The organism is Brucella sp. GW823-FHT04E01 (genome assembly GCF_058796175.1).
Window position 1 is genome coordinate 406,639 of record NZ_JBXAIK010000003.1, and the last position, 20,144, is coordinate 426,782.

The window sequence follows — 20,144 nt, forward strand, 5'->3', positions numbered from 1 at the left end:
GTCTCAGTCTCCTTTGTCGAGTCCTGCTTCGCGTGCGAATGATTTTAGCGATTTTAGCCCAAGTGACTGATACTGATACGGATTACGAATATCGGGGTCCTGTTCTGCCTCGATCACCAGCCAGCCTTGATAGGTTTTATCAGCAGCAACTTTCAGTACAGGTACGAAGTCGACGCCGCCATCTACATCGCCCGGAACAGTGAAGACGCCGCGACGGACCCCCTCCAGAAACGACAGGCTCTGGTTGCGTACTTCAGTGGCTATGGCCGGGCGAACGTTCTTGGCGTGGATATGCCCGACGCGGTCCATATGCTTTTTCGCAACCCGCTCCGGGTCGCCACCACCAAACAGGCAGTGACCGGTATCGAGAAGAAGTTTCGTGTGCGGTCCTGTATGCTGCATCAGAAGGTCTATCTCATCCTCACTCTGCACCACCGTTCCCATGTGATGATGGTAGACAAGCGCGATACCTTGGGCGGCGGCATGTTGTGCCAGTGCTTCGACGCCCGTGCCGAATTCTTCCCAGCGCGCTTCTTCCAGCACTGGACGCTCAGACAGCGGCTTGTCGTTGTCGCCGTGAATGGCATTCGACGTTTCGCAAACAATGATGACCTTCGAGCCCATTGCTTTCAGGAGGTCGAGCGCAGGCTGCATTGCCTTCTTTTCTTCTTCGACCGAATTGACCAGTAGATTGAGCGAATGCCAGCCCGATACATAGCGAAGCTTGCGAGGTTCAAGCACGGCTTTGAGTGCAGCCGGCTCCTGCGGAAATTTGTGACCTTTCTCGATTCCATCGAAGCCGATCTCGGCTGTTTCATCGAGACATTGATCCAGGGTGATATGCGCACCGAGGTTGCGATCATCGTCGTTCGACCAGGCAATAGGATTGGTGCCATAGAGGATCATCGGTCAGTTTCTTTCTTTGAGCTTGGCTTCATAATCTTTACGCGCAGCACGTACCTGTTCGCGCTCCGAGACTTCCGGCACCGCGACATCCCACCACCAACCGCCAGTTTCAGGGGTCGGGTAAGGATCGGTATCGATAATGACGACAGTGGTGCGCGGGCTGTTGCGGGTTTCCGCCAAAGCCTCTTCCAGCTCGCGGATCGACCCTGCTTTCTTCGTATCGGCACCCATAGCTCCGGCATGGGCGGCGAAATCGATGTGCGACGGGTTCACGTGGCTCGAATGGTCGAGCAGGTTGTTGAACTCAGCGCCACCAGTCGCCATCTGCAGCCGGTTGATGCAACCGAAACCACGATTGTCGGTAATAACGACCGTAATCTTCTGCCCCATCATGACGGCAGTGGCGAGTTCGGAATTGGCCATCATGTAAGAGCCGTCACCGACCATCACGATGACGTCTCGATCCGGTTCGGCCATCTTGATACCAAGGCCGCCAGCTATCTCATAACCCATACAGGAGAAGCCATACTCCATATGGTAGGACATGGGGCGACCGGCTTTCCAGAGTTGGTGCAGTTCGCCCGGCATGGTGCCTGCCGCGCACATGACGACCGTGTTCTCTCGTGCCTGACGCTGTACCGCGCCGATCACCTGCATATCGGTTGGCAAAGCGTTGCCGTCACTGGGGGCAGCGGTAAACCCATCTGCCGCCGCAAACCATTTTTCTTTCAACGCTGTGTCTGCAGGTTGGCGCTTATAGCTGCCAACCGCTTGCGAGAGCGCTTCAAGACCAATCTTTGCATCGGCAACCAATGGAAGCGAACCGTGCTTGGAGCTGTCATAGGGTTGGACGTTTAGCGAGACAAGCTTGCGCCCTGGATGTTTGAACAGCGCCCATGATCCGGTCGTGAAGTCCTGAAAGCGTGTGCCGACGCCAATCACAAGATCGGCTTCCGCCGCGATAGCATTGGCGCTGTCTGCCCCAGTCACGCCAACCGGACCAAAATTGAGCGGGTGATCCCACGGTAACGCCGATTTGCCAGCCTGCGTCTCGATGACTGGAATGCCATGTGCTTCGGCAAAATCGCGCAACGCTTCGTGAGCGCCGGAGTAGTGCACTCCGCCGCCTGCAACGATAACGGGTTTCAGCGCTGCCTTGATTGCTGCCGCTGCAGCATTCAGTTCATTCTCATCCGGCGGTGGACGGCGCCAGTGCCAGACTTTCGGTTCAAAGAACTCTTCCGGCCAGTGATATGCTTCCGTTTGCACATCCTGACAGAAAGCAAGCGTAACCGGCCCACAATCAGCAGGATCGGTCATGGTGCGGAAGGCGCGGGGCAGGGCAGTGAGAAGCTGTTCAGGTCGGGTGATCCTGTCGAAATAGCGGCTGACCGGACGAAAACAGTCATTCACGGTCATAGTGCCGTCATTGAAGTCTTCGATCTGTTGCAGCACGGGATCAGGTCCACGATTGGCAAAGACGTCGCCGGGAATGAGGAGAACTGGTAGGCGGTTCACATGGGCAAGGGCTGCTGCAGTGACCATATTTGTTGCGCCGGGGCCGATGGAGGAGGTGACAGCACAGGCACGCTTGCGGCCAAGCTGCTTGGTATAGGCAATGGCTGCATGGGCCATGGTCTGTTCATTATGGCCGCGCCATGTAGGCAGTTCTTCGCGAATGCCATGGAGGGCCTCGCCAAGTCCGGCCACGTTTCCGTGGCCGAAAATAGCCCAAACACCTGCGATAAAGGTCTCACCATCCGGCGTCATCTGATTGGCGAGGTAGCGCACCAATGCCTGTGCGGCGGTTAATCGAACGGTTTTCATAGCTCCTCCAGTTTCCTCCCGGCAGAACGAATTCAATATGTACGCACGCTGTCCCAGACGTTGCAAAGGCCACGATAGCGCATCACCATGTCGGCGATTGCTTCTTCGTCGCTGATCGAACCGTTCAGCCATTTGCGTGCCGCGTCACCAAAAATCGTACGTCCCACTGCAAAGCCTTTGACGAGGTCGAATTCGGCAGCAATTGCAAGACTGGCTTTGAGTTCTTCCGCTGGTGCATCCAGACCCAGAACAACAATACCGCGTGTGTGTGCATCATTGCGCGTGATCGCGTCACAGGCATTGGCCCAGGCCGCTCTGGTCTTCATGGGTTCTAGCTTCCACCAGTCGGGATAGACGCCGATTTCATAAAACCGCTCGATCACACGCGCAGTTGTGTCGTCATCGACGGGACCTGCTTTGGATGGGATGACTTCCAGCAGGAATTCCAATCGGTTGCGCCGTGCGGCTGCGAAAAGACGTGAAACAGTTTCTTCCTGTTCTGCCTTGAATTCAGCTGTGTCATCCGGATGATAGAAGCATAGCAACTTCACGACATTCTCGACAGGCCACTCGACCAGTCCACCGCAGTCTGGTCCGAGTTCCGGTTCCAGCTTGAGTGGACGCGAGCCGGGCCATTCGGTCGGACGTCCGATCCACAAGCCCGAACCGGCGGCCCGGTAAAGAGCATCGCGGCCCAGTCGACCATCACACAATATGCCGTAACCCTCATCCCCGTTTGCCACCTGCAAGGCCGCATTCAGGCAAAGCTGTTTGAACTCGCCAATCTTTTCCGTTGAAACGCTCGCCTCGGCGGCCATTTCTTCCAGTTGAATACGATGATCAAAGGCAAAAACGCGCATATTTGGCCAGTGGCCGTTGCGATTGGTGGACCAATGTATCTGCTCCAGCGCGGCATCCTTGCGCAAAGCCTTGTTGCGAATGCCGGTACGGAAAAAATACTGAAGCTCTTCCCAGCTCGGATAAGCTGGCGTGCATCCATGTCGCGAGACTGCAAAGGCCCCACAGGCATTGGCTAATTTGAGGCTGGTAGGCCAGTCTTCGCCCTTCAACCAACCGCGCAAAAGCCCGGACATGAACCCGTCGCCCGCACCAAGCACGTTGAAAACGTCAATCGGGAACCCTTCGCCGCTCTGTCCCTCGTCGAGGCTGTTAGGGATTGGGCCTTCGAAAACCACGGCTCCCATGGGGCCGCGTTTGCAAACCAGTGCAGCGTCCGTTACTGCGCGCACGGCTTTCAGCGCTTGAAGCGTGTCTGTCGAGCCGCCAGCAATATGAAACTCTTCTTCCGTGCCGACGATCAGGTCGAACAGATGCAGGGTCGATTGCAGTTTGGTCGTAACATCTGCGGATTCGATAAAACGGTTTTCACCGTCGCCATGACCGGAAAGCCCCCAGAGATTGGGGCGATAGTCTATGTCGAGGGCCGTCCGGCTGCCATTGTCGCGAGCAAGACGGAGTGCTTTCAGAACAGCCGCTTCTGTCTTCGGATGTGATAGATGTGTGCCCGTAACCAGAATACAGCCAGCTTCGGCGATGAAGACCGGATCGATGTCGTCCTCGCACAATGCCATGTCGGCACAATTCTCGCGATAGAATATCAGTGGAAAATGCTGCTGATCGCGAATGCCGAGAATAACGAGCGCGGTCAGGCGTTCGGGATCGGTGACGATACCGCGTGTGTCCACGCCTTCGCGTTCCAGCTCACGTAACAGAAAACGGCCCATGTGCTCGTCACCAACACGGGTGATAAGTGCGGATTTAAGGCCCAGCCGTGCAGTCCCGGTTGCGATATTGGTAGGAGAGCCACCTACATATTTGTTGAAGGAGGCCATGTCTTCCAGAAGGCCGCCAACCTGTGCACCATACAGGTCAACCGAAGATCGGCCAATCGTTATCAAGTCGAGCCGCTTCACTACAATCCTCCCTCGCTATTTTCTTATTGCTGCAAGGCTGTGCAGAATTCATGCACACATAGCAGTTATTCCATTTTTGATTAAAATGGATTTATTATTCCATTTCAACTAAAAAATGGAATATGCACGGGAAGGATCAGTCGCTTTGACGTGCGGTGCCTACGGCTACAGCGAGCGCTATAGCAAGACAAAGCGTTGCGGAGAGTGAACGGAAGGCGCCGAAATCCACCTCTGAAACGAGCAATGTCTGTTTGGCGGATTTACTCATCGGGCTGACAAACGTGTCAGTGATGCCGACGACGTCGATACCACGCGCAGCGACAGTTTCGGCCATTGCGACCGTTTCCGGTGAATAGGGGGAGAAGGTAATCGCCAGAAGCACATCACCTTCGCGAATAGCATGCAGGTTCTCCAGTTTGCCGACAGCGCTGTGCAGCATGGCAGGCACTTGCATCTTCTCCAGCGCGTAAGCCAGGTAGCTCGCGACGGGAAAAGCACGGCGGATGCCGACAATGTGGATTGTCTGCGCGCTGGCCAAAAGCTGAACGGCCTTTTCGAGTGCATCTGGATCAATGGTTTTGAGCAGCCCTTCAAGAGACGTGCGCCCTGCTTCGGCAAACTCGGCAAGAAGGGCAGGGGCGCTGCCGGTCGCCGTTTCTCGCAAATGTTGCAATCTGGTTGAATAGTCAGGCCAGCCGCCTGCATAGGAATCCCGGAACAGCTTCTGCATCTCCGAAAAGCCGGAGAAACCCATGATCTGGCAGAAACGCATGAAGGCTGAGCTCTGCACACCCGCACCTTCAGCCATCTCGGCGACGGTCGACACAGCGATACGGTCCTGGTTGGCGGCAACGAAATCGGCGCACTGTTTCAGCCTCTTCGGCAAACGGTCGGAAACCTCTAGCAGCTTCGCCTCGAATTCCTTGATATTCGTCGGAACGTTGATTGATGACGGGGCGGGGGAATCCATCAGTGGCCTTTCATATGGTCTCTTGACAATCTTTATGTCACATTCTAGCAAAATAGAATAAATATTCTATAGTATATCTTCGTTTACCCGAAGATGGCCGTTTCCTGGGAGGATGAGGCAATGGTGACACGTCTGGCACTGCTCGGCGCGGGCCGTATCGGCAAGGTTCACGCAGGCGCAATCGCTGCGGACAAGCGGGCCCGATTGGTCGCGGTCGCAGACGCAAATGAGGCGGCGGCGCGAGCAATTGCTGATTCTGCCGGTGCGGAAGTCCGCAGTATCGACGCTATTGAGCAATCAGACGATGTGGACGCAGTGCTGATATGCACGCCGACCAATACCCACGCCGATCTTATTGAACGGTTTTCTCGCGTCGGCAAGGCTGTTTTTTGTGAGAAGCCGATTGATCTTGACATAGCGCGCGTTAGAGCCTGCCTCAATGTCATTCGAGAAACTGGCGCGAAAGTGATGCTGGGTTTCAATCGCCGTTTCGATCCGCATTTTGCAGCGGTGCACAAAGCCATCAAAGATGGGCGCATCGGCAATGTTGAAATGGTGACGATCACCAGCCGTGATCCGGGTGCACCGCCGGCAGAATATATCAAAGTATCCGGCGGTATTTTCCGCGACATGACGATCCATGATTTCGACATGGCGCGTTTTCTCCTCGGTGAGGAAATCGAGAACGTATCGGCCTCGGCTTCGGTGCTGGTCGATCCGAAAATTGGAGAACTTGGCGATTATGATAGTGCAAGCGTCATTTTGACGACTGCTTCCGGTCGCCAGTGCGTCATTTCCAATTCGCGCCGCGCTTCCTATGGCTATGATCAGCGCATTGAAGTCCATGGATCGCTCGGTGCTGTTTCGGCGGAAAACCAGCGTCCGATCTCGATAGAAATCGCTTCTAAAGACGGTTATAACCGTCCGCCATTGCACGATTTTTTCATGACCCGCTACACGACTGCTTATGCAGCGGAAATCGCCTCGTTTATCGATACGCTGGACACCGGCAAAGCGCCGCATCCTTCAGCAGAAGATGGATTGCAAGCTTTGGCTCTGGCTGAGGCAGCACTTCGTTCGGTAAGGGAAGGCCGGACTGTCAAAGTTGCGGAAGTTCTCGGATAAGGCGGTAATTTTGTTTGCCTTTGTTCGCAATCGGCTGCGATATGCGGGGCATGGCCTACAAGATCGATGATTTGCCGTTCGGAGAATTTTTCGTACCCGTGAGCAAAGCTACGGCGGCTCTGGTGCGGCTCGATGAACGACTTTTGCGCTCGCCCATTCGCGAAGGGATGCTCGAGCGAATGCATATGCACGATGCCGTCGCTTCGATGTGGCTTGAAGGCGAACTGGTACATATGGAAGACTTGGTCTTGCATGATGCCTTGATGGACAGCCGGATGCCTAGTCACGCCCTGACCATCGCACATGCGGTTTTGCGCATGCGTCGGCAGATTGCTGGAAGACCTGCAGATTGGGCTCTTGACCCTGCTGGTGTTCAGCAATTGCTTGGCCGCACGGTCGATACCGTGCCCTCTGGAATTGAGCCATCCGGGGCAATGGACGACGATGATGTTGATCCGATGCTTGATGACATCGACAACTTGCTTGCGCGAACTGATGCTCTTTTGAAGGGAACTGTCTCAGACAGGTCGAAGCCGGAAGCCGTCGTGCGCGATACGTTACTCTACGACGACGACTGGGATGAGGATGCGCGTTTGCAGGAATGGCGGGACTGTCTTGCAGCGACAAGGCATCTGCCGCCCCTTATGCGCGCCGCATTGATCCACGACGCGTGGTTTTCTCTGGAAGTCGTGCAGCGATCGTCATGGATTGGTCGGTTGCTGACAGCCGCCTTCTTGCGTCAGAGTGGCCTTGCAATCGGTCATTTGCCAGCAATCAGTCTTGGTCTCCGCGCGAAACGACCGGATGAACGGCGCTCACCTAACCGTCTTGTCCGTCTCAGGGCGTTTTTTGAAAGTATCGAAGATGCAGCCGATACGACCATGAAGGAGCATGACCGGCTGCTGCTGGCGCGCGAACAGATGCAGCGTAAGCTCAAGGGGCGCAGGTCCAATTCGCGATTGCCGCAACTGATGGATATGGTTTTGCGCAGTCCCGTTATTTCCAGCCAGATGGTGGAGAAGGAATTGCAGGTTACGCAGCAAGGGGCTTTGAAGCTGATCTCGGAACTCAATCTCAGAGAAGTCACCGGGCGCGGACGGTTTCGCGCCTGGGGAATTCTCTAGGCCGGCTTCATGCACTTGCCGCGAAGATGGTCAGCGAAGAGCTGAAACTCGTTGCGGCGGGCGGCGTTGGAGCGCCAGACGAGAACCAGTGACCGATAATTGTGCTTGCCTTCATAAGGAACGATGCTCAGCTCCGTTCCGCGCGTGGCTCCGGCTTTGACCGCCACTTCAGGCAGCAGCGTAACACCCATCCCGAAGTCGACAAGTTGCACCAATGTCATGATAGATGTGGCATGAACGTCACCGCTTGCTTGGGCCGGTGTGGACCCTATGGCAGCCATGACGTGTTCCCGAAGGCAATGCCCGGTTTCCAGTAGAAGAAACGGCTGGTCCTGCAAGTCGTCTGCATCGACCTGTTCGCGATTGGCCAGCGCATGATCGCGCCGTACTGCCAGATAGAAGATGTCCCGACCAAGCTCTGCTATCTCAAATTCATCAAGGTCGTAGGGATGGGCGACCAGTGCTACATCGAGCGAACCTGAACGCAAGCTGTCGAGCAACGACCGAGTGAGACCTTCACGAATGGTCAATTGCAATTCGGGAAAGGCTTTAGCGGTCGCAGGCAGGACTTTAGGTAGCAGAAAAGGCGCTATCGACGGAATGACGCCCATTCGTAGTCTGGTCGTCAGCGGTCGTTCAGCTTGTCGCGCGTGTTCAGGCAATTCTTCAATGAGGGCTATAATCGTACGAGCGCGTGCCAGAAAATCCTCACCAGCGGGCAAAAGCTGCATTCGTCTGCCCGAGCGATCGATCAACGTTACGCCAAGTTCTGTTTCAAGCGCCTGAATAGCAGCACTCAATGTCGATTGGGTAACACCCACGACCTCAGCTGCACGCGAAAAGGACCCCGCTTTGACAAGGGCCATAAAGTAATGGAGCTGGCGGACGCTGATATTGAGCATTGATTCTTTCGACTTTGCTCCATCGTTAAAATCGATGGATTTGATCGTTATAATCGCTTTGACCGATTTAACAAGAATCCCTATATATGACTCGTAGTCGGAAAATTCTGTAAGTTCAGAAATTTCCGCATAACAATTGAATTTACAGGCAGGTATAAAATGCTCGGTATCGGCGATAAGCTTCCCTCCTTCAAGGTCACCGGCGTAAAGCCCGGTTTCAACCATCACGAAGAAAACGGCGTTTCGGCATTTGAAGAAATCACCGAAGCAAGCTTTGCGGACAAGTGGAAGGTTATCTTCTTCTACCCGAAGGATTTCACCTTTGTTTGCCCGACCGAAATCGCCGAATTTGCGCGTCTTGCATCGGATTTCGAAGACCGTGACGCAGTCGTCCTGGGCGGTTCGACCGACAATGAGTTCGTGAAGCTCGCATGGCGTCGCGATCACAAGGATCTCGACAAGCTGCCGATCTGGTCGTTTGCCGACACCAATGGTTCGCTGGTCGATGGCCTCGGTGTTCGTTCGCCAGATGGTGTTGCGTACCGCTACACCTTCGTTATCGATCCGGACAACACGATCCAGCACGTTTACGCAACCAACCTCAACGTTGGTCGCGCTCCCAAGGATACGCTGCGCGTTCTCGATGCGCTGCAGACCGATGAGCTCTGCCCATGCAACCGTGAAGTCGGTGGCGAGACGCTCAAGGCTGCCTGATAGGCCCTGATTGGTTTGCAGAAAGGCGGGTCAAGGCCCGCCTTTCTTTTATCTAGAGCGGTTCCGGTTAAAACGGAATCGTTGGAACCGCTCTATCTCTTTGTTTTCGGCATGTCTTTACCCCAAAACCGGTTCCCACTTTCGGGAGACATGCTCTAGTATCCAAATGACAGATAAAGAGGGTTCCATGTCCATTGATGATCTGAAGTCAAAGATCCCGGATTTCGCCAAGGACGTTCGTCTCAATCTTTCGTCGATGGCAAGCGACGAAACTCTGACACCGCAACAGAAATACGGTCTGTTCGTCGCCTGCGGCATTGCTTCTCGTAATGCCGACGTGCGCAAGGCGCTTGTTGCCGAAGCCGCTGCCAAGGTCGATGCCTCCGTCATTCAGGCGGCAAAATCTGCTGCGTCGATCATGGGCATGAACAATGTCTATTACCGCTTCGTGCATCTTGCGACCAACAAGGACTACCGCACCATGCCAGCGAAGCTGCGCATGAATGTGATCGGTAATCCGGGTGTCGATAAGATTGACTTCGAACTCTGGTCGCTGGCCGTATCTGCTATCAATGGCTGCGGCATGTGCATCGATGCGCATGAGGATGTTTTGCGCAAAGCCAATGTGACGTCGGAAACGATCCAGACAGCCGTGCGTTTTGCGTCGATTATCCAGTCAGTGGCTATTGCGCTGGAAGCTGCTGACACAGAATAAAAGCTGCAAGCTCCCTAAAAAGAAAAGCCCACGTGGATCGCTCCACGTGGGCTTTTTCGTTTCGGAAGTTCGTTATTCGCCGCGCTTGAACGAGATAAAGGCAAAACCGATCAGCGAGATCACAGCTGCGGCAGACATGTAATAGCCGACATAGTCGAAGCTATAATGTGTTGCGAGCCAGGTTGCGATGTAAGGCGCTACTGAAGCACCCAGAATGCCTGCCAGATTAAAAGTCAGCGAAGCACCGGTGTAACGAACCGAGGTTGGGAATGGTTCGGCCAGAGCAGCGCCAATCGGACCGTAGGTCAGACCCATCAGGCCGAAGCCGATGACGAGGAATGCGAGTACGCCGGCCGTACCAGCCATGAACAAAGGCGCCATGATGAAGCCGTAGAGGCCGATCAGAACGGTGACGATGATCATGACCGGACGCATGCCGAAGCGGTCTGACAGCAGGGCCGCTACCGGGATCATGAGGCCGAAGAAGATTACGCCAATCATCTGAAGAATAAGAAATTCTTCGCGGCTGTAACCAAGGGCGCGCGTGCCCCAACCCAATGAGAAGACTGTCATCAGATAGAACAGGACGAAGGTTGCAACCGCACCGATCGTGCCGAGCAACAGGCTCATCTTGTGCTTTTTGAACAGAGCTGCGACCGGTACTTCGACGCGTTCAGCCTTGTCGATTGCTTTCTGGAATTCTGGCGTTTCAGCGATTTTCAGTCGGATGAACAGGCCTACACCGACCAGAAGTGCACTGGCGATGAAAGGAATGCGCCAGCCGAAAGCGAAAAACTGTTCTTCAGTTAGAGCTTCTGCCAGAACTAGGAAGATGCCCGTCGCCAGAATGAAGCCAACTGGCGCGCCAAGCTGCGGGAACATGCCGTACCAGGTGCGCTTGCCTTCGGGTGCGTTTTCTGTTGCGAGCAGCACTGCACCACCCCATTCACCGCCAAGACCAAGTCCCTGGCCCAGACGGCAGAGAGCGAGCAAAAGGGCTGCCCAGACGCCAATCGAATCATAGGTTGGCAGGAAGCCGATGGCGACGGTGGAAATGCCCATGGTCATGAGCGCTGCAACGAGCGTCGCTTTGCGTCCAACCTTATCGCCAAAGTGACCAAACAGAGCACCACCGATAGGGCGGGCGAAGAAGGCAATCGCAAAGGTTGCCAGAGACTGGAGAAGCGCGGAATTGCCGTCGCTCGCAGGGAAGAACAGATGCGGGAATACGATCACCGCAGCGGTGGCATAAATATAGAAGTCAAAGAATTCGATCGTGGTGCCGATCATGCTCGCGGCCAGAACTCGGCGCGCGGAATTTTTCTGCGGGGCAACCGCTACAGCGACAGTCATTGTTTCAGATCCAATATTTACGGGCCGTCTAAATTTGGGGGAGGAGCCCGAGATACGGCTTCTTTAAAACCGCAGGGTATGGAATCGCAAGCAAAAAACGGCTTTTGAGCAACTTTATGATTTCGAATAGGCGATTTTGGAAAGAAAAGCGAAAGTGGGTAAAATTCCCGTCAGTGCTCCTTCAGGTCTTTTAATTGCCGTAACGGACGACTAGATTTCCAATGTCGTCCGTTTGGAAGCAAAGATGTATCGAGCACAGTACGATATCGGTTTCAGGAATACAGCACGAGGCCATGCGGTCTTGTGTTCGCCCTCCCGCGTGCTCGTGACAATGCTTTCGTTCGTGTTTCTTCTCTCAGTGCAACTCTGTTACGCAATGGCGCATGACATGCCATCTGTGCAGACAGTTTCTGATTGCAGTGTGAGCCTGCCGCATCACGTGGACAATTCGTCGATGCCGTCGAGCATGGATAAATCTGCCCCAATGGATCACGGCGCTAAAGCACCCAATGCTTGTGTCATGATGATTTGTGGCTGCGTCGTTCAGCTTGGCACGAATTTGCGTGCCTTTACTCCTGTTCTGGATTTTGGTTTGCCGCCGCTTGTCGCGGCACTTAGCGGCAAAATGCCGAATAGAGATTTGCGGCCTCCCATACTGCTTCCGGCTTGATCTGAAAATCGCCGCCAAACCTTTGGCGGCCATGAGATTATTGTCTGGAGAATAACCATGACTGGAATTACACGTCGTCGCCTGCTGTCTCTTGGGGCAGGGGCCGCTTTTCTAACCGCTATTCGCCCTTTTGACAGCATTGCCCAGGACGCGCACATGGGCCACGGCGCTGCTTCCTCAGCGACCGCCACGGCTGGACGGCCTTTGCCTTTACCGCCGTTGATCGAACCGGACGCATCGGGCGTTGTTGAACTGAAAGTGCAGACAGGCCGGCACAGCTTTGAAGAAGGAAGCGAAGCGGCATCCGCTGGCATCAATGGTGCCTATCTCGGCCCCCTCGTTCGTCTGAAGAACGGCGAAACGGTCACTCTTTCCGTTGAAAATGGCATGGATGAAGAGACTACACTTCATTGGCATGGGCTTTTCGTTCCGTCCGCACTCGACGGCGGGCCACACAATCTGATTGCGGCGGGCGCAGAATGGAAGCCGAAAGTTACGGTTAACCAGCCGGCCTCGTTCAACTGGTTTCATCCACATTTGCATGGCAACACCGCCCGCCAGGCGCATATGGGTATTGCCGGTTTGATGGTGGTTACTGACGGCAAGGATGCTGAGCGCGGACTACCAGAAGATTACGGAGTGGACGATATTCCGCTGGTGCTTCAGGATCGCCGGGTGATCGAAGGTGATAAGGTCTATCAACCGGATATCATGGACTTGATGCATGGTTTCCGAGGTGACAAGCTTATCGTGAATGGTGTCGTTTCACCGGAAGCACGTGTTCCCGCCTCCATTGTCCGCCTGCGTATCCTGAACGGTGCCAATGCGCGAAATTTTCATATTCGTCTGAGCGACAATCGGCCTTTGCTTGTCATAGCATCTGATGGCGGCTTCATTGGAAAGCCAGAAGCGGTCGAAAGGCTGACCATCAGCCCCGGCGAGCGCTACGAGGTTCTGGTTGATTTCTCCAAAGGTGAAGCCGCTGATTTGTTGACCTATGGGGATGACAGCGGCGGTGACGATCTGCACTTGATGCGGTTTGTCGTGGACAGCACCTTGCGAGGGAAAATCACGGCAGTTCCAGATCGTCTTGATGGTCCTGATGCAGCCGATGAAAAACTATCTGTAAAACGCCGTTCATTTTTCTTCGATGAGCGCATGGCGGAAAATATGAAACTGATGATGGCAAAGCCGTCAGCTGATCCTCATGCCGGGCATAATATGGGCAATATGGATATGAGCTCGATGTCCAGCGCCATGGATCATGATATGCACGGTGCCAGAACTTCTGCCGATGCGGGGCCTGCGCTTGAAGCTCTGACTTCGGGTGTGGAAATGGCAATCGCGGGTAAACCGTTCGACATGGATCGTATTGATGTCGAGGCTAAACTTGGATCCTGGGAGATTTGGGATCTCACAACCAAGGAGATGCCACACCCGTTCCATATCCATGGAGCCTCATTCCGCATTCTTTCCCTGAATGGCAAGGCTCCGCCAGCGCACCAGTCGGGATGGAAGGATACTGCTTTGATCGATGGCAAGGCCGAAATACTTGTCCATTTTGACCGTGAGGGAGCAAAGAGCCACCCGTTCATGTTCCATTGCCATGTGCTGGAACATGAAGATGTGGGCATGATGGCTCAGTTCGTAACGGTATAATCCGGCTGGACCGCGTGTCAGGCGTTTGTCACGCGGTCCTCACACGGAAGATTTATTTTCGAACAATTTCTGACGGTGTGCGTTGTCCTCTCATCACGAATTATCGCGATCAGGAGGAAATGATGCAGCCGTTATTGATTGCTTCAGCAATGATGCTTCTGACAGTTCCAGCCGCTGCGGCGGATGTGAGTGTCAAACTCTACGAAGCTCTGCCGACGGGGCAGGGGAAGGAAATCGGCACCGTCACGATCTCGCAGACTGCGGACGGATTACAATTCAAACCCGATTTGCGTGGCCTTCCCGCGGGTGAGCACGGTTTTCATGTCCATGAGAAAGGAAGCTGCGCACCCGGCGAACAAGATGGAAAAACTGTTCCGGCGCAAGCCGCCGGTGGGCACTACGACCCCTCACATTCCAAGCATCACATGGGGCCGGAAGGCGAAGGACATCTTGGTGATTTGCCTTTGCTCAAAACAGATGCCGAGGGCAACATAACGCAAAGCGTTATGGCACCGCGTCTCAAGTCACTGGATGAAATCAAAGGCAGAGCTTTGATGGTTCATGTTGGTGGCGACAATTATTCCGACGAGCCCAAGCCACTTGGCGGCGGCGGAGCACGGTTTGCCTGCGGTGTGATCGAATAGTCTGGAGCGAAGATCTATCCCCAGTTCTCGATGCGGATTTTGGAGCCATCTGAAAAGCGCGATATATGAAACGCTGAAGGATCGACAACCGGCGTTTCTCCCGTGACCATATCGGCCACAAGCTTACCTGCGCCTGGGCCGATACCGAAGCCATGCCCTGAAAAGCCTGTCGCTACGATCGCCCCTTCCACGCCTGGAAGGGGTGAAATGACCGGAATGACGTCCGGCATTGTGTCAATGAGGCCTGCCCATTCCTGCGCTATTGTGGCCGACGCGAAAGAAGGAATTGCCTGCTTCAGTTTCGCAAGGACCTGAGCATTTGCTGCCTTGCGTGGGGCGGGGTCGAGCGTGCGGATTTTCTCGAAGATGGAGACCTGATCGGCGGGACGAAGTTTCCACTGGAATGCTTCCTCGAAGAAACGTTCGCCAAACCGGAATCGCAACGACCGCCACTCGGTCGAAAGCGATGGTATAAAATCGCGGAAGAACCGAAAGCTGTCAGGCACGATATCGGCGATGGAGCCTCCAAGGCTTGCGACCGTATAACCTCCGTCCAGCCTTTTGCGCAGTGCAAAATCTGAAAATGCAATCGCAGGCTCCACACCGGCATCAATAGGCGCTGTACGGAATACGGATGAACGAACTTTCAATTGCGGCAGATGGGCATCAAAAGCGGAAATGATAAGTCTGGACCAAGCCCCGCCCGCGATGACCACCGCTTCACAGCGCAGGCGGCCTTTTTCGGTGAGGACAGCCGTCACCCGACCATTGGTCGTCTCGATACCGCGCACCGCACAATTTTGCAGGATGACAGCACCATTCTCTTGTGCTTTTGCTGCAAATGCCGGAACGGCCTTTTGCGGCTCCGCGCGACCGTCGAGTGGCGTAATCATGCCGCCTGCGAGATGTCGATTGACGCCCGGTGCAAGTGCTGCAGCTTGCTCAGTATTGAGAAGTTGTGTTTCGATGCCGTGTTCGCTGGCGATTTTTATCCATTCGGCATAAAGAGCCATTTGCTCTTCTTTTTCAGCCGTATAGGCAATCCCGGTAACGCGAAAGCCCGTTTCACGACCTGTACGTTCGTTCATACCACCCCATAGCCGCATGCTCTCGACGATGAGCGGCATTTCGCGGCTGTCACGGCCTGTGCGGCGGCACCAGCCCCAGTTACGGCTGGACTGTTCGCCAGCAATCTCTCCCTTTTCAAGAAGAGCGACGGGAATACCGCGTTCGGCCAGGAAGAGGGCTGTAGAAACACCAATAATGCCGCCGCCAATGATGGCAATTTTGGTTTCCTGCGGCAAGCTTTCAGCTGTCGCCACCTTATCCGTGACCGGCCCCATTTCGGTATTCTCCTGCAATGCGATTGGGTGATTTGGGTATGTGGAAGCATGGTGAGCATGGCCCGCTTTTTGTTCACGATCAACCAGATAACCCATTCTAAAAATACTCAATTACGATATTCCTGAGATATTCTATCCTGTTTTGGTAGCTTTCTGGAGAATGTGTCTCTATATCCGCCTGAACTGCAATCTGGACACGCGATCTTGCTTATGGACGCACGCAACCCGCATGATGAACGACAGGTCTCCGGTCATTCCGGTCCGGCGCTGACGCTGTCCGGTGTCAGTCGCCAGTTTGGCGCAGTGCGTGCGCTTGATGACGTGTCTCTTGATGTTCATGCGGGTGAGATCATTTGTCTGGTTGGTCATTCGGGCTGTGGCAAGACTTCCCTGTTGCGCATCATCGCCGGCATTGATGCTCCAGATAGTGGAACACTCACGATGGGGGGCAAGACACTTGTCGGACCATCTATCTTTATTGAGCCGGAAAAACGGAACGTTGGTGTGGTCTTTCAGGACTACGCCTTGTTTCCGCATCTGACGGTCAAAGAAAATATCCTGTTCGGCTTGCGAAGAATACCCCGCGACGAAGCGAACGCACGAGCAACCGAGCTTCTCGAACTGGTGTCGCTCTCCCATATGGCGGATCGCTATCCGCATATGCTGTCAGGCGGTGAGCAGCAGCGTGTTGCTCTTATCCGTGCCCTTGCTCCGAACCCACATCTTCTGCTGATGGACGAGCCATTTTCGAATCTCGACAGAGGTCTGCGTGCCCGGGTTCGTCGTGAGACAGTGGCTTTGTTAAGGGAACTTGGAACGACAGCAATTATTGTAACGCACGAAGCAGAAGAAGCCTTGTCGACTGGGGATAGTGTGGTGTTGATGCGCTCTGGCAAGGTCGTTCAAAGCGGTCCGGCACGCGAACTCCATGACCGGCCAACGAACCGTTATGCCGCAGATTTTTTCTGCGACTTCAATATGATATCGGGCAAAGCTGAAGACGGTAAACTGGCAACTCCCTTTGGAGAGCTTGCTCTGGCTGAACAGCTTGAACCAAATGCCGAAGCGTTTGTTTATCTGCGTCCGCGCGACTTCTCGATTCTGTCCGATGCTGAATCCAACGAAGCTGTGCTGCATGGACATATTGAATCACGAACGTTTCTCGGTGAAATCGAAGAATTGGTTGTACGGGTGACTGATGCTGCGCCGTTGTTGCGGGTGCGTACAGAATTGAGGCTTCCGGCCTCTGCGACCGATATTTTTTTATGCCCACATTGGGATAAGGCGCTCATTTTCCCCAAGTGATGGAAAATATACGCCGTTAGAGTTGCATGGGTAATTGACCGTCAGCGAGCCTCACCGTATAACTTGATTAGTCCGCTCATAATTCAAAATGAACCATGTCCATCTGGAGGTAAAATGTCCAAATTTGCGCGTTCCGGTCTCGCCCTCGTCGCAGTAACGCTGTTCGCAGGAGCCGCCCACGCAGATGAAGTGAACATTTACACGACACGCGAACCGGGTCTCATTCAGCCCTTGCTCGACTCTTTCAAGTCGTCCACGGGAATTACGGTCAATACGGTGTTCCTGAAGGATGGTCTGGCAGAGCGTGTGGCCTCTGAAGGTGCGAATTCGCCCGCTGACATCCTTATGACGGTCGACGCCGGTAATCTGGTCGATCTCGTTGACAAGGGCCTTACCCAGCCTGTCGATTCCAAGGTGCTGAAAGAGGCCGTTCCGGAGCAGCTTCGCGACGCGAAGGATAACTGGTTCGCGCTCTCCATGCGCGCTCGCGTTGTCTATGCAGCCAAAGATCTGGAACTCGACAAGATCAATTATGAAGACCTCTCTGATCCGAAGTGGAAAGGCAAAGTCTGCATTCGTGCGGGCCAGCATCCTTACAACACCGCTCTCTTCGCGGATTATATTGCGCACTATGGTGCGGAAAAGACTGAAGAATGGCTCAAGGGTCTCAAGGATAACCTCGCGCGCAAAGCTGCTGGCGGGGACCGTGACGGAGCTAAGGATATCGTCGGGGGTATCTGCGACATAGCAGTCGCCAATTCCTATTATGTAGGTCTGATGCGTTCGGGCAAGGGCGGCGACGAGCAGAAGGCTTGGGGCGAAGGCATCAAGGTTCTGCTGCCAACCTTCAAGGATGGGGGTACTCAGGTTAACATCAGTGGTGCGGCTGTTGCAAAGAACGCGCCGAACAAGGACGCGGCAGTCAAGCTGCTTGAATATCTGGTTTCCGATGAGGCTCAGCAGATCTATGCCAAGGCAAATTTCGAATATCCGGTAAAGCCGGGTGCGCCGCTTGATCCGATCGTGGAATCGTTCGGTGCGCTGAAGATCGACAGCGTTCCGCTGTCTGAAATCGTCAGCCATCGTAAGCAGGCAAGCGAACTGGTCGACAAAGTCGGTTTCGACAACTAAAAGCCGAATAAGTTAAGCAGAATAACGCCGGTGCAGTTCATGCGCCGGCGTTGCACTATAGAGAGACGAATGGAAGTCCTTGCAGCCATGCGGAAACGAGTTTTGCAACCCGCAAGAGCAGGGCGCAGCTGGTTATGGTTCTCGGTTTTCGTCGCAGTTCTGGTTTTGCTGCCGGTTTTCGCCCTTGCATTGGAAGCCATACAAGGCTCAGTCGGACTATGGACGCATCTATTTACCACCAACCTGCCAACGGCTTTTCTTGAAACAGTCATCTTGCTTACCGGCGTTGGCATTATCGCTGCCGTCCTCGGAACGTCGATGGCATGGCTGGTCACGGCTTATGATTTTCGCGGTCGAGGCGTGCTGGAATGGGCGCTTCTGCTGCCATTGGCTGTCCCGACATATATTATCGCTTATGCCTATCTCGATATCCTGCATCCCATTGGTCCGGTGCAAGGTGCTGTTCGCTTCGTACTAGGATATGAAAGCCCGCGTCAGTTTCGATTGCCCGACGTCCGCTCGATGACCGGGTGTATCATTCTGCTAGGCTTCGTTCTCTATCCCTATGTCTATATTCCTACACGAGCCATGTTTCTCACCCAATCCGCCAGCCTCATCGAAGCAGCGAGAACTCTGGGGGTAAGCCGCAAGGGCATCTTCTGGCGGGTTGCATTGCCACTTGCCCGGCCTGCCGTGGCGGTCGGTGTCAGTCTGGCCTTGATGGAAACATTGAACGATGTGGGGGCTGCCGAGTTCCTGGGCGTTCGCACATTGACCGTTTCGATTTATACGACCTGGATAACGCGTTCCGATCTGCCTGGTGCAGCCCAACTTGCACTCGCTCTTCTGTTTCTGGTTGTTGCTCTCGTTTCAATCGAGCGCTGGGCACGGCGCAAGCAGCGCTTTGCTTCCAATATCCGCCATTCGCGTGGCTTCGAGCCGTTGAAAGTCAGACGAGGGCAAGCGATCTGGTTGTTCTGTCTCTGCTCACTGCCGGTAGTTATCGGATTCGTACTGCCGGCAATCTATCTGGTCGTGGAGGCCATAAAACGTATTCGTTTTGCAGGTGTGTCCCCGCGATTGCTCGGAGAAGCTTTTAATACCGTTGCTCTGGCTTCGATCGCGACTGCGCTGGTGCTCATATGCGGAATGTTTGTCGCATATGCCGTCCGACTTTTTCCGGGTTCAATTTCGCGCTGGTCTTATCGCTTTTCGACGATGGGATATGCGGCGCCGGGCACTGTAATCGCCATCGGTATTCTGGTGGTCGCCGGCGGCTTTGATCATCTCTTCAATCAGTTCACATTGCATTTCTTCGGATATTCCGCCGGATTGGTACTGATCGGAACGGGTGCAGCGGTCATTTATGCCTATGTGGTCCGATTTCTCGCCATTTCTGCAGGTGGTATTGATTCCGGATTAGAACGCATACCCTTGTCGCTGGATCATGCATCGCGCACATTAGGGCGCGGTGTGACACAAACATTCTGTGCAGTTCATCTGCCACTATCCAGAACAGCCATTGTGGCGGCAGGTTTGCTCGTATTCGTAGACTGTGTGAAAGAATTACCAGCAACACTTTTGCTGCGCCCACTTAATGTCGAAACTTTTGCAACGCATCTTTATGGTGAGGCTGCGCGCGGGACTTATGAGGAAGCGTCCATTGCGGCGCTTGCCATCGTGGTAGTCGGAATTTTGCCCGTGATATTGCTTGCTCGTGTCGGACGGCGTTTTGGCAAGCGTACTTGATCCACTCTTGCAACGTCAGCTTATGTGGGCCGATATATATCATAGTTCAGAAATGCTTAAATAGTTATTGGTA

General features: G+C 54.3%; 17 protein-coding genes. 10 read left to right on the forward strand and 7 right to left on the reverse strand.

The window, feature by feature from the left end:
- Nucleotides 1–3: 3 nt before the first annotated feature.
- From iolE to AC1RHM_RS12380, 4 genes are all read right to left on the reverse strand, one after another.
- Entirely contained in the window at nucleotides 4–906 is a 903-nt protein-coding gene (gene iolE, locus AC1RHM_RS12365) for a myo-inosose-2 dehydratase (RefSeq protein WP_010659025.1), read from the reverse strand.
- Nucleotides 907–909: 3 nt separating this feature from the next.
- Complete coding sequence (gene iolD, locus AC1RHM_RS12370) at nucleotides 910–2,733, reverse strand: 3D-(3,5/4)-trihydroxycyclohexane-1,2-dione acylhydrolase (decyclizing) (RefSeq protein ID WP_010659024.1); 1,824 nt, start codon at nucleotides 2,731–2,733, stop codon at nucleotides 910–912.
- 32 nt (nucleotides 2,734–2,765) lie between these two features.
- Nucleotides 2,766–4,667, reverse strand: a complete 1,902-nt coding sequence (locus tag AC1RHM_RS12375) for a bifunctional 5-dehydro-2-deoxygluconokinase/5-dehydro-2-deoxyphosphogluconate aldolase (RefSeq protein ID WP_010659023.1) — start codon at nucleotides 4,665–4,667, stop codon at nucleotides 2,766–2,768.
- Nucleotides 4,668–4,803: 136 nt separating this feature from the next.
- Complete coding sequence (locus AC1RHM_RS12380) at nucleotides 4,804–5,637, reverse strand: MurR/RpiR family transcriptional regulator (RefSeq protein ID WP_010659022.1); 834 nt, start codon at nucleotides 5,635–5,637, stop codon at nucleotides 4,804–4,806.
- 120 nt (nucleotides 5,638–5,757) lie between these two features.
- Between AC1RHM_RS12380 and iolG the strand changes: the two genes are divergently transcribed.
- Nucleotides 5,758–6,762 carry an inositol 2-dehydrogenase gene (gene iolG, locus AC1RHM_RS12385; protein WP_151576561.1) on the forward strand — a complete coding sequence of 335 codons (1,005 nt, stop codon included), beginning with the start codon at nucleotides 5,758–5,760 and terminating at the stop codon, nucleotides 6,760–6,762.
- Nucleotides 6,763–6,803: 41 nt separating this feature from the next.
- Entirely contained in the window at nucleotides 6,804–7,886 is a 1,083-nt protein-coding gene (locus tag AC1RHM_RS12390; protein ID WP_373418744.1) for an RHE_PE00001 family protein, read from the forward strand.
- On the opposite strand, the gene AC1RHM_RS12395 is transcribed toward AC1RHM_RS12390, so the two are convergent.
- A complete protein-coding gene (locus tag AC1RHM_RS12395) occupies nucleotides 7,883–8,788 on the reverse strand; it encodes a hydrogen peroxide-inducible genes activator (RefSeq protein ID WP_010659019.1) in 906 nt (301 codons plus the stop codon). The two genes, AC1RHM_RS12390 and AC1RHM_RS12395, sit on opposite strands and share 4 nt — an antisense overlap.
- Nucleotides 8,789–8,947: 159 nt before the next feature.
- On the opposite strand from AC1RHM_RS12395, the gene AC1RHM_RS12400 reads away from it, so the two are divergent.
- Entirely contained in the window at nucleotides 8,948–9,502 is a 555-nt protein-coding gene (locus AC1RHM_RS12400; protein ID WP_010659018.1) for a peroxiredoxin, read from the forward strand.
- A gap of 187 nt (nucleotides 9,503–9,689) precedes the next feature.
- Nucleotides 9,690–10,217 carry an alkylhydroperoxidase, AhpD family gene (gene ahpD, locus AC1RHM_RS12405; RefSeq protein WP_010659017.1) on the forward strand — a complete coding sequence of 176 codons (528 nt, stop codon included), beginning with the start codon at nucleotides 9,690–9,692 and terminating at the stop codon, nucleotides 10,215–10,217.
- 72 nt (nucleotides 10,218–10,289) lie between these two features.
- Here ahpD and AC1RHM_RS12410 read toward each other — a convergent pair whose 3' ends face one another.
- Nucleotides 10,290–11,570, reverse strand: coding sequence for an MFS transporter (locus AC1RHM_RS12410; protein WP_010659016.1), 1,281 nt, complete (start codon nucleotides 11,568–11,570; stop codon nucleotides 10,290–10,292).
- A 244-nt stretch (nucleotides 11,571–11,814) separates the two neighbouring features.
- Here AC1RHM_RS12410 and AC1RHM_RS12415 point away from each other — a divergent pair, with 244 nt between their 5' ends.
- The 3 genes from AC1RHM_RS12415 (at nucleotide 11,815) to sodC (ending at nucleotide 14,543) form a co-directional block, all read left to right on the forward strand.
- Entirely contained in the window at nucleotides 11,815–12,240 is a 426-nt protein-coding gene (locus AC1RHM_RS12415; RefSeq protein WP_080574583.1) for a hypothetical protein, read from the forward strand.
- A gap of 57 nt (nucleotides 12,241–12,297) precedes the next feature.
- Nucleotides 12,298–13,899, forward strand: coding sequence for a multicopper oxidase CueO (gene cueO, locus AC1RHM_RS12420; protein ID WP_010659015.1), 1,602 nt, complete (start codon nucleotides 12,298–12,300; stop codon nucleotides 13,897–13,899).
- Between the two features lie 122 nt (nucleotides 13,900–14,021).
- The gene (gene sodC, locus AC1RHM_RS12425; RefSeq protein WP_010659014.1) at nucleotides 14,022–14,543 is read left to right on the forward strand and encodes a superoxide dismutase family protein; all 522 of its coding nucleotides are present in this window, start codon (nucleotides 14,022–14,024) and stop codon (nucleotides 14,541–14,543) included.
- 14 nt (nucleotides 14,544–14,557) lie between these two features.
- Here the strand turns inward: sodC and AC1RHM_RS12430 are convergent, their stop codons facing one another.
- Nucleotides 14,558–15,886, reverse strand: a complete 1,329-nt coding sequence (locus tag AC1RHM_RS12430; RefSeq protein ID WP_010659013.1) for an NAD(P)/FAD-dependent oxidoreductase — start codon at nucleotides 15,884–15,886, stop codon at nucleotides 14,558–14,560.
- A gap of 210 nt (nucleotides 15,887–16,096) precedes the next feature.
- On the opposite strand from AC1RHM_RS12430, the gene AC1RHM_RS12435 reads away from it, so the two are divergent.
- The 3 genes from AC1RHM_RS12435 to AC1RHM_RS12445 all read left to right on the forward strand — a co-directional run bounded on the left by AC1RHM_RS12435 (nucleotide 16,097) and on the right by AC1RHM_RS12445 (nucleotide 20,071).
- The gene (locus AC1RHM_RS12435; protein ID WP_010659012.1) at nucleotides 16,097–17,191 is read left to right on the forward strand and encodes an ABC transporter ATP-binding protein; all 1,095 of its coding nucleotides are present in this window, start codon (nucleotides 16,097–16,099) and stop codon (nucleotides 17,189–17,191) included.
- 114 nt (nucleotides 17,192–17,305) lie between these two features.
- Nucleotides 17,306–18,322 carry a Fe(3+) ABC transporter substrate-binding protein gene (locus AC1RHM_RS12440; protein ID WP_010659011.1) on the forward strand — a complete coding sequence of 339 codons (1,017 nt, stop codon included), beginning with the start codon at nucleotides 17,306–17,308 and terminating at the stop codon, nucleotides 18,320–18,322.
- 69 nt (nucleotides 18,323–18,391) lie between these two features.
- Nucleotides 18,392–20,071, forward strand: coding sequence for an ABC transporter permease (locus tag AC1RHM_RS12445; protein WP_010659010.1), 1,680 nt, complete (start codon nucleotides 18,392–18,394; stop codon nucleotides 20,069–20,071).
- Nucleotides 20,072–20,144: the final 73 nt, after the last annotated feature.

Coding starts and splice junctions, on each gene's coding strand:
- iolE (WP_010659025.1), bottom strand. CDS start 906: ATGATCCTCTATGGCACCAATCCTATTGCCTGGTCGAACGACGATGAT.
- iolD (WP_010659024.1), bottom strand. CDS start 2,733: ATGAAAACCGTTCGATTAACCGCCGCACAGGCATTGGTGCGCTACCTC.
- AC1RHM_RS12380 (WP_010659022.1), bottom strand. CDS start 5,637: ATGGATTCCCCCGCCCCGTCATCAATCAACGTTCCGACGAATATCAAG.
- iolG (WP_151576561.1), top strand. CDS start 5,758: ATGGTGACACGTCTGGCACTGCTCGGCGCGGGCCGTATCGGCAAGGTT.
- AC1RHM_RS12390 (WP_373418744.1), top strand. CDS start 6,804: ATGCGGGGCATGGCCTACAAGATCGATGATTTGCCGTTCGGAGAATTT.
- AC1RHM_RS12395 (WP_010659019.1), bottom strand. CDS start 8,788: ATGCTCAATATCAGCGTCCGCCAGCTCCATTACTTTATGGCCCTTGTC.
- AC1RHM_RS12400 (WP_010659018.1), top strand. CDS start 8,948: ATGCTCGGTATCGGCGATAAGCTTCCCTCCTTCAAGGTCACCGGCGTA.
- ahpD (WP_010659017.1), top strand. CDS start 9,690: ATGTCCATTGATGATCTGAAGTCAAAGATCCCGGATTTCGCCAAGGAC.
- AC1RHM_RS12410 (WP_010659016.1), bottom strand. CDS start 11,570: ATGACTGTCGCTGTAGCGGTTGCCCCGCAGAAAAATTCCGCGCGCCGA.
- AC1RHM_RS12415 (WP_080574583.1), top strand. CDS start 11,815: ATGTATCGAGCACAGTACGATATCGGTTTCAGGAATACAGCACGAGGC.
- cueO (WP_010659015.1), top strand. CDS start 12,298: ATGACTGGAATTACACGTCGTCGCCTGCTGTCTCTTGGGGCAGGGGCC.
- sodC (WP_010659014.1), top strand. CDS start 14,022: ATGCAGCCGTTATTGATTGCTTCAGCAATGATGCTTCTGACAGTTCCA.
- AC1RHM_RS12430 (WP_010659013.1), bottom strand. CDS start 15,886: ATGGGGCCGGTCACGGATAAGGTGGCGACAGCTGAAAGCTTGCCGCAG.
- AC1RHM_RS12435 (WP_010659012.1), top strand. CDS start 16,097: ATGGACGCACGCAACCCGCATGATGAACGACAGGTCTCCGGTCATTCC.
- AC1RHM_RS12440 (WP_010659011.1), top strand. CDS start 17,306: ATGTCCAAATTTGCGCGTTCCGGTCTCGCCCTCGTCGCAGTAACGCTG.
- AC1RHM_RS12445 (WP_010659010.1), top strand. CDS start 18,392: ATGGAAGTCCTTGCAGCCATGCGGAAACGAGTTTTGCAACCCGCAAGA.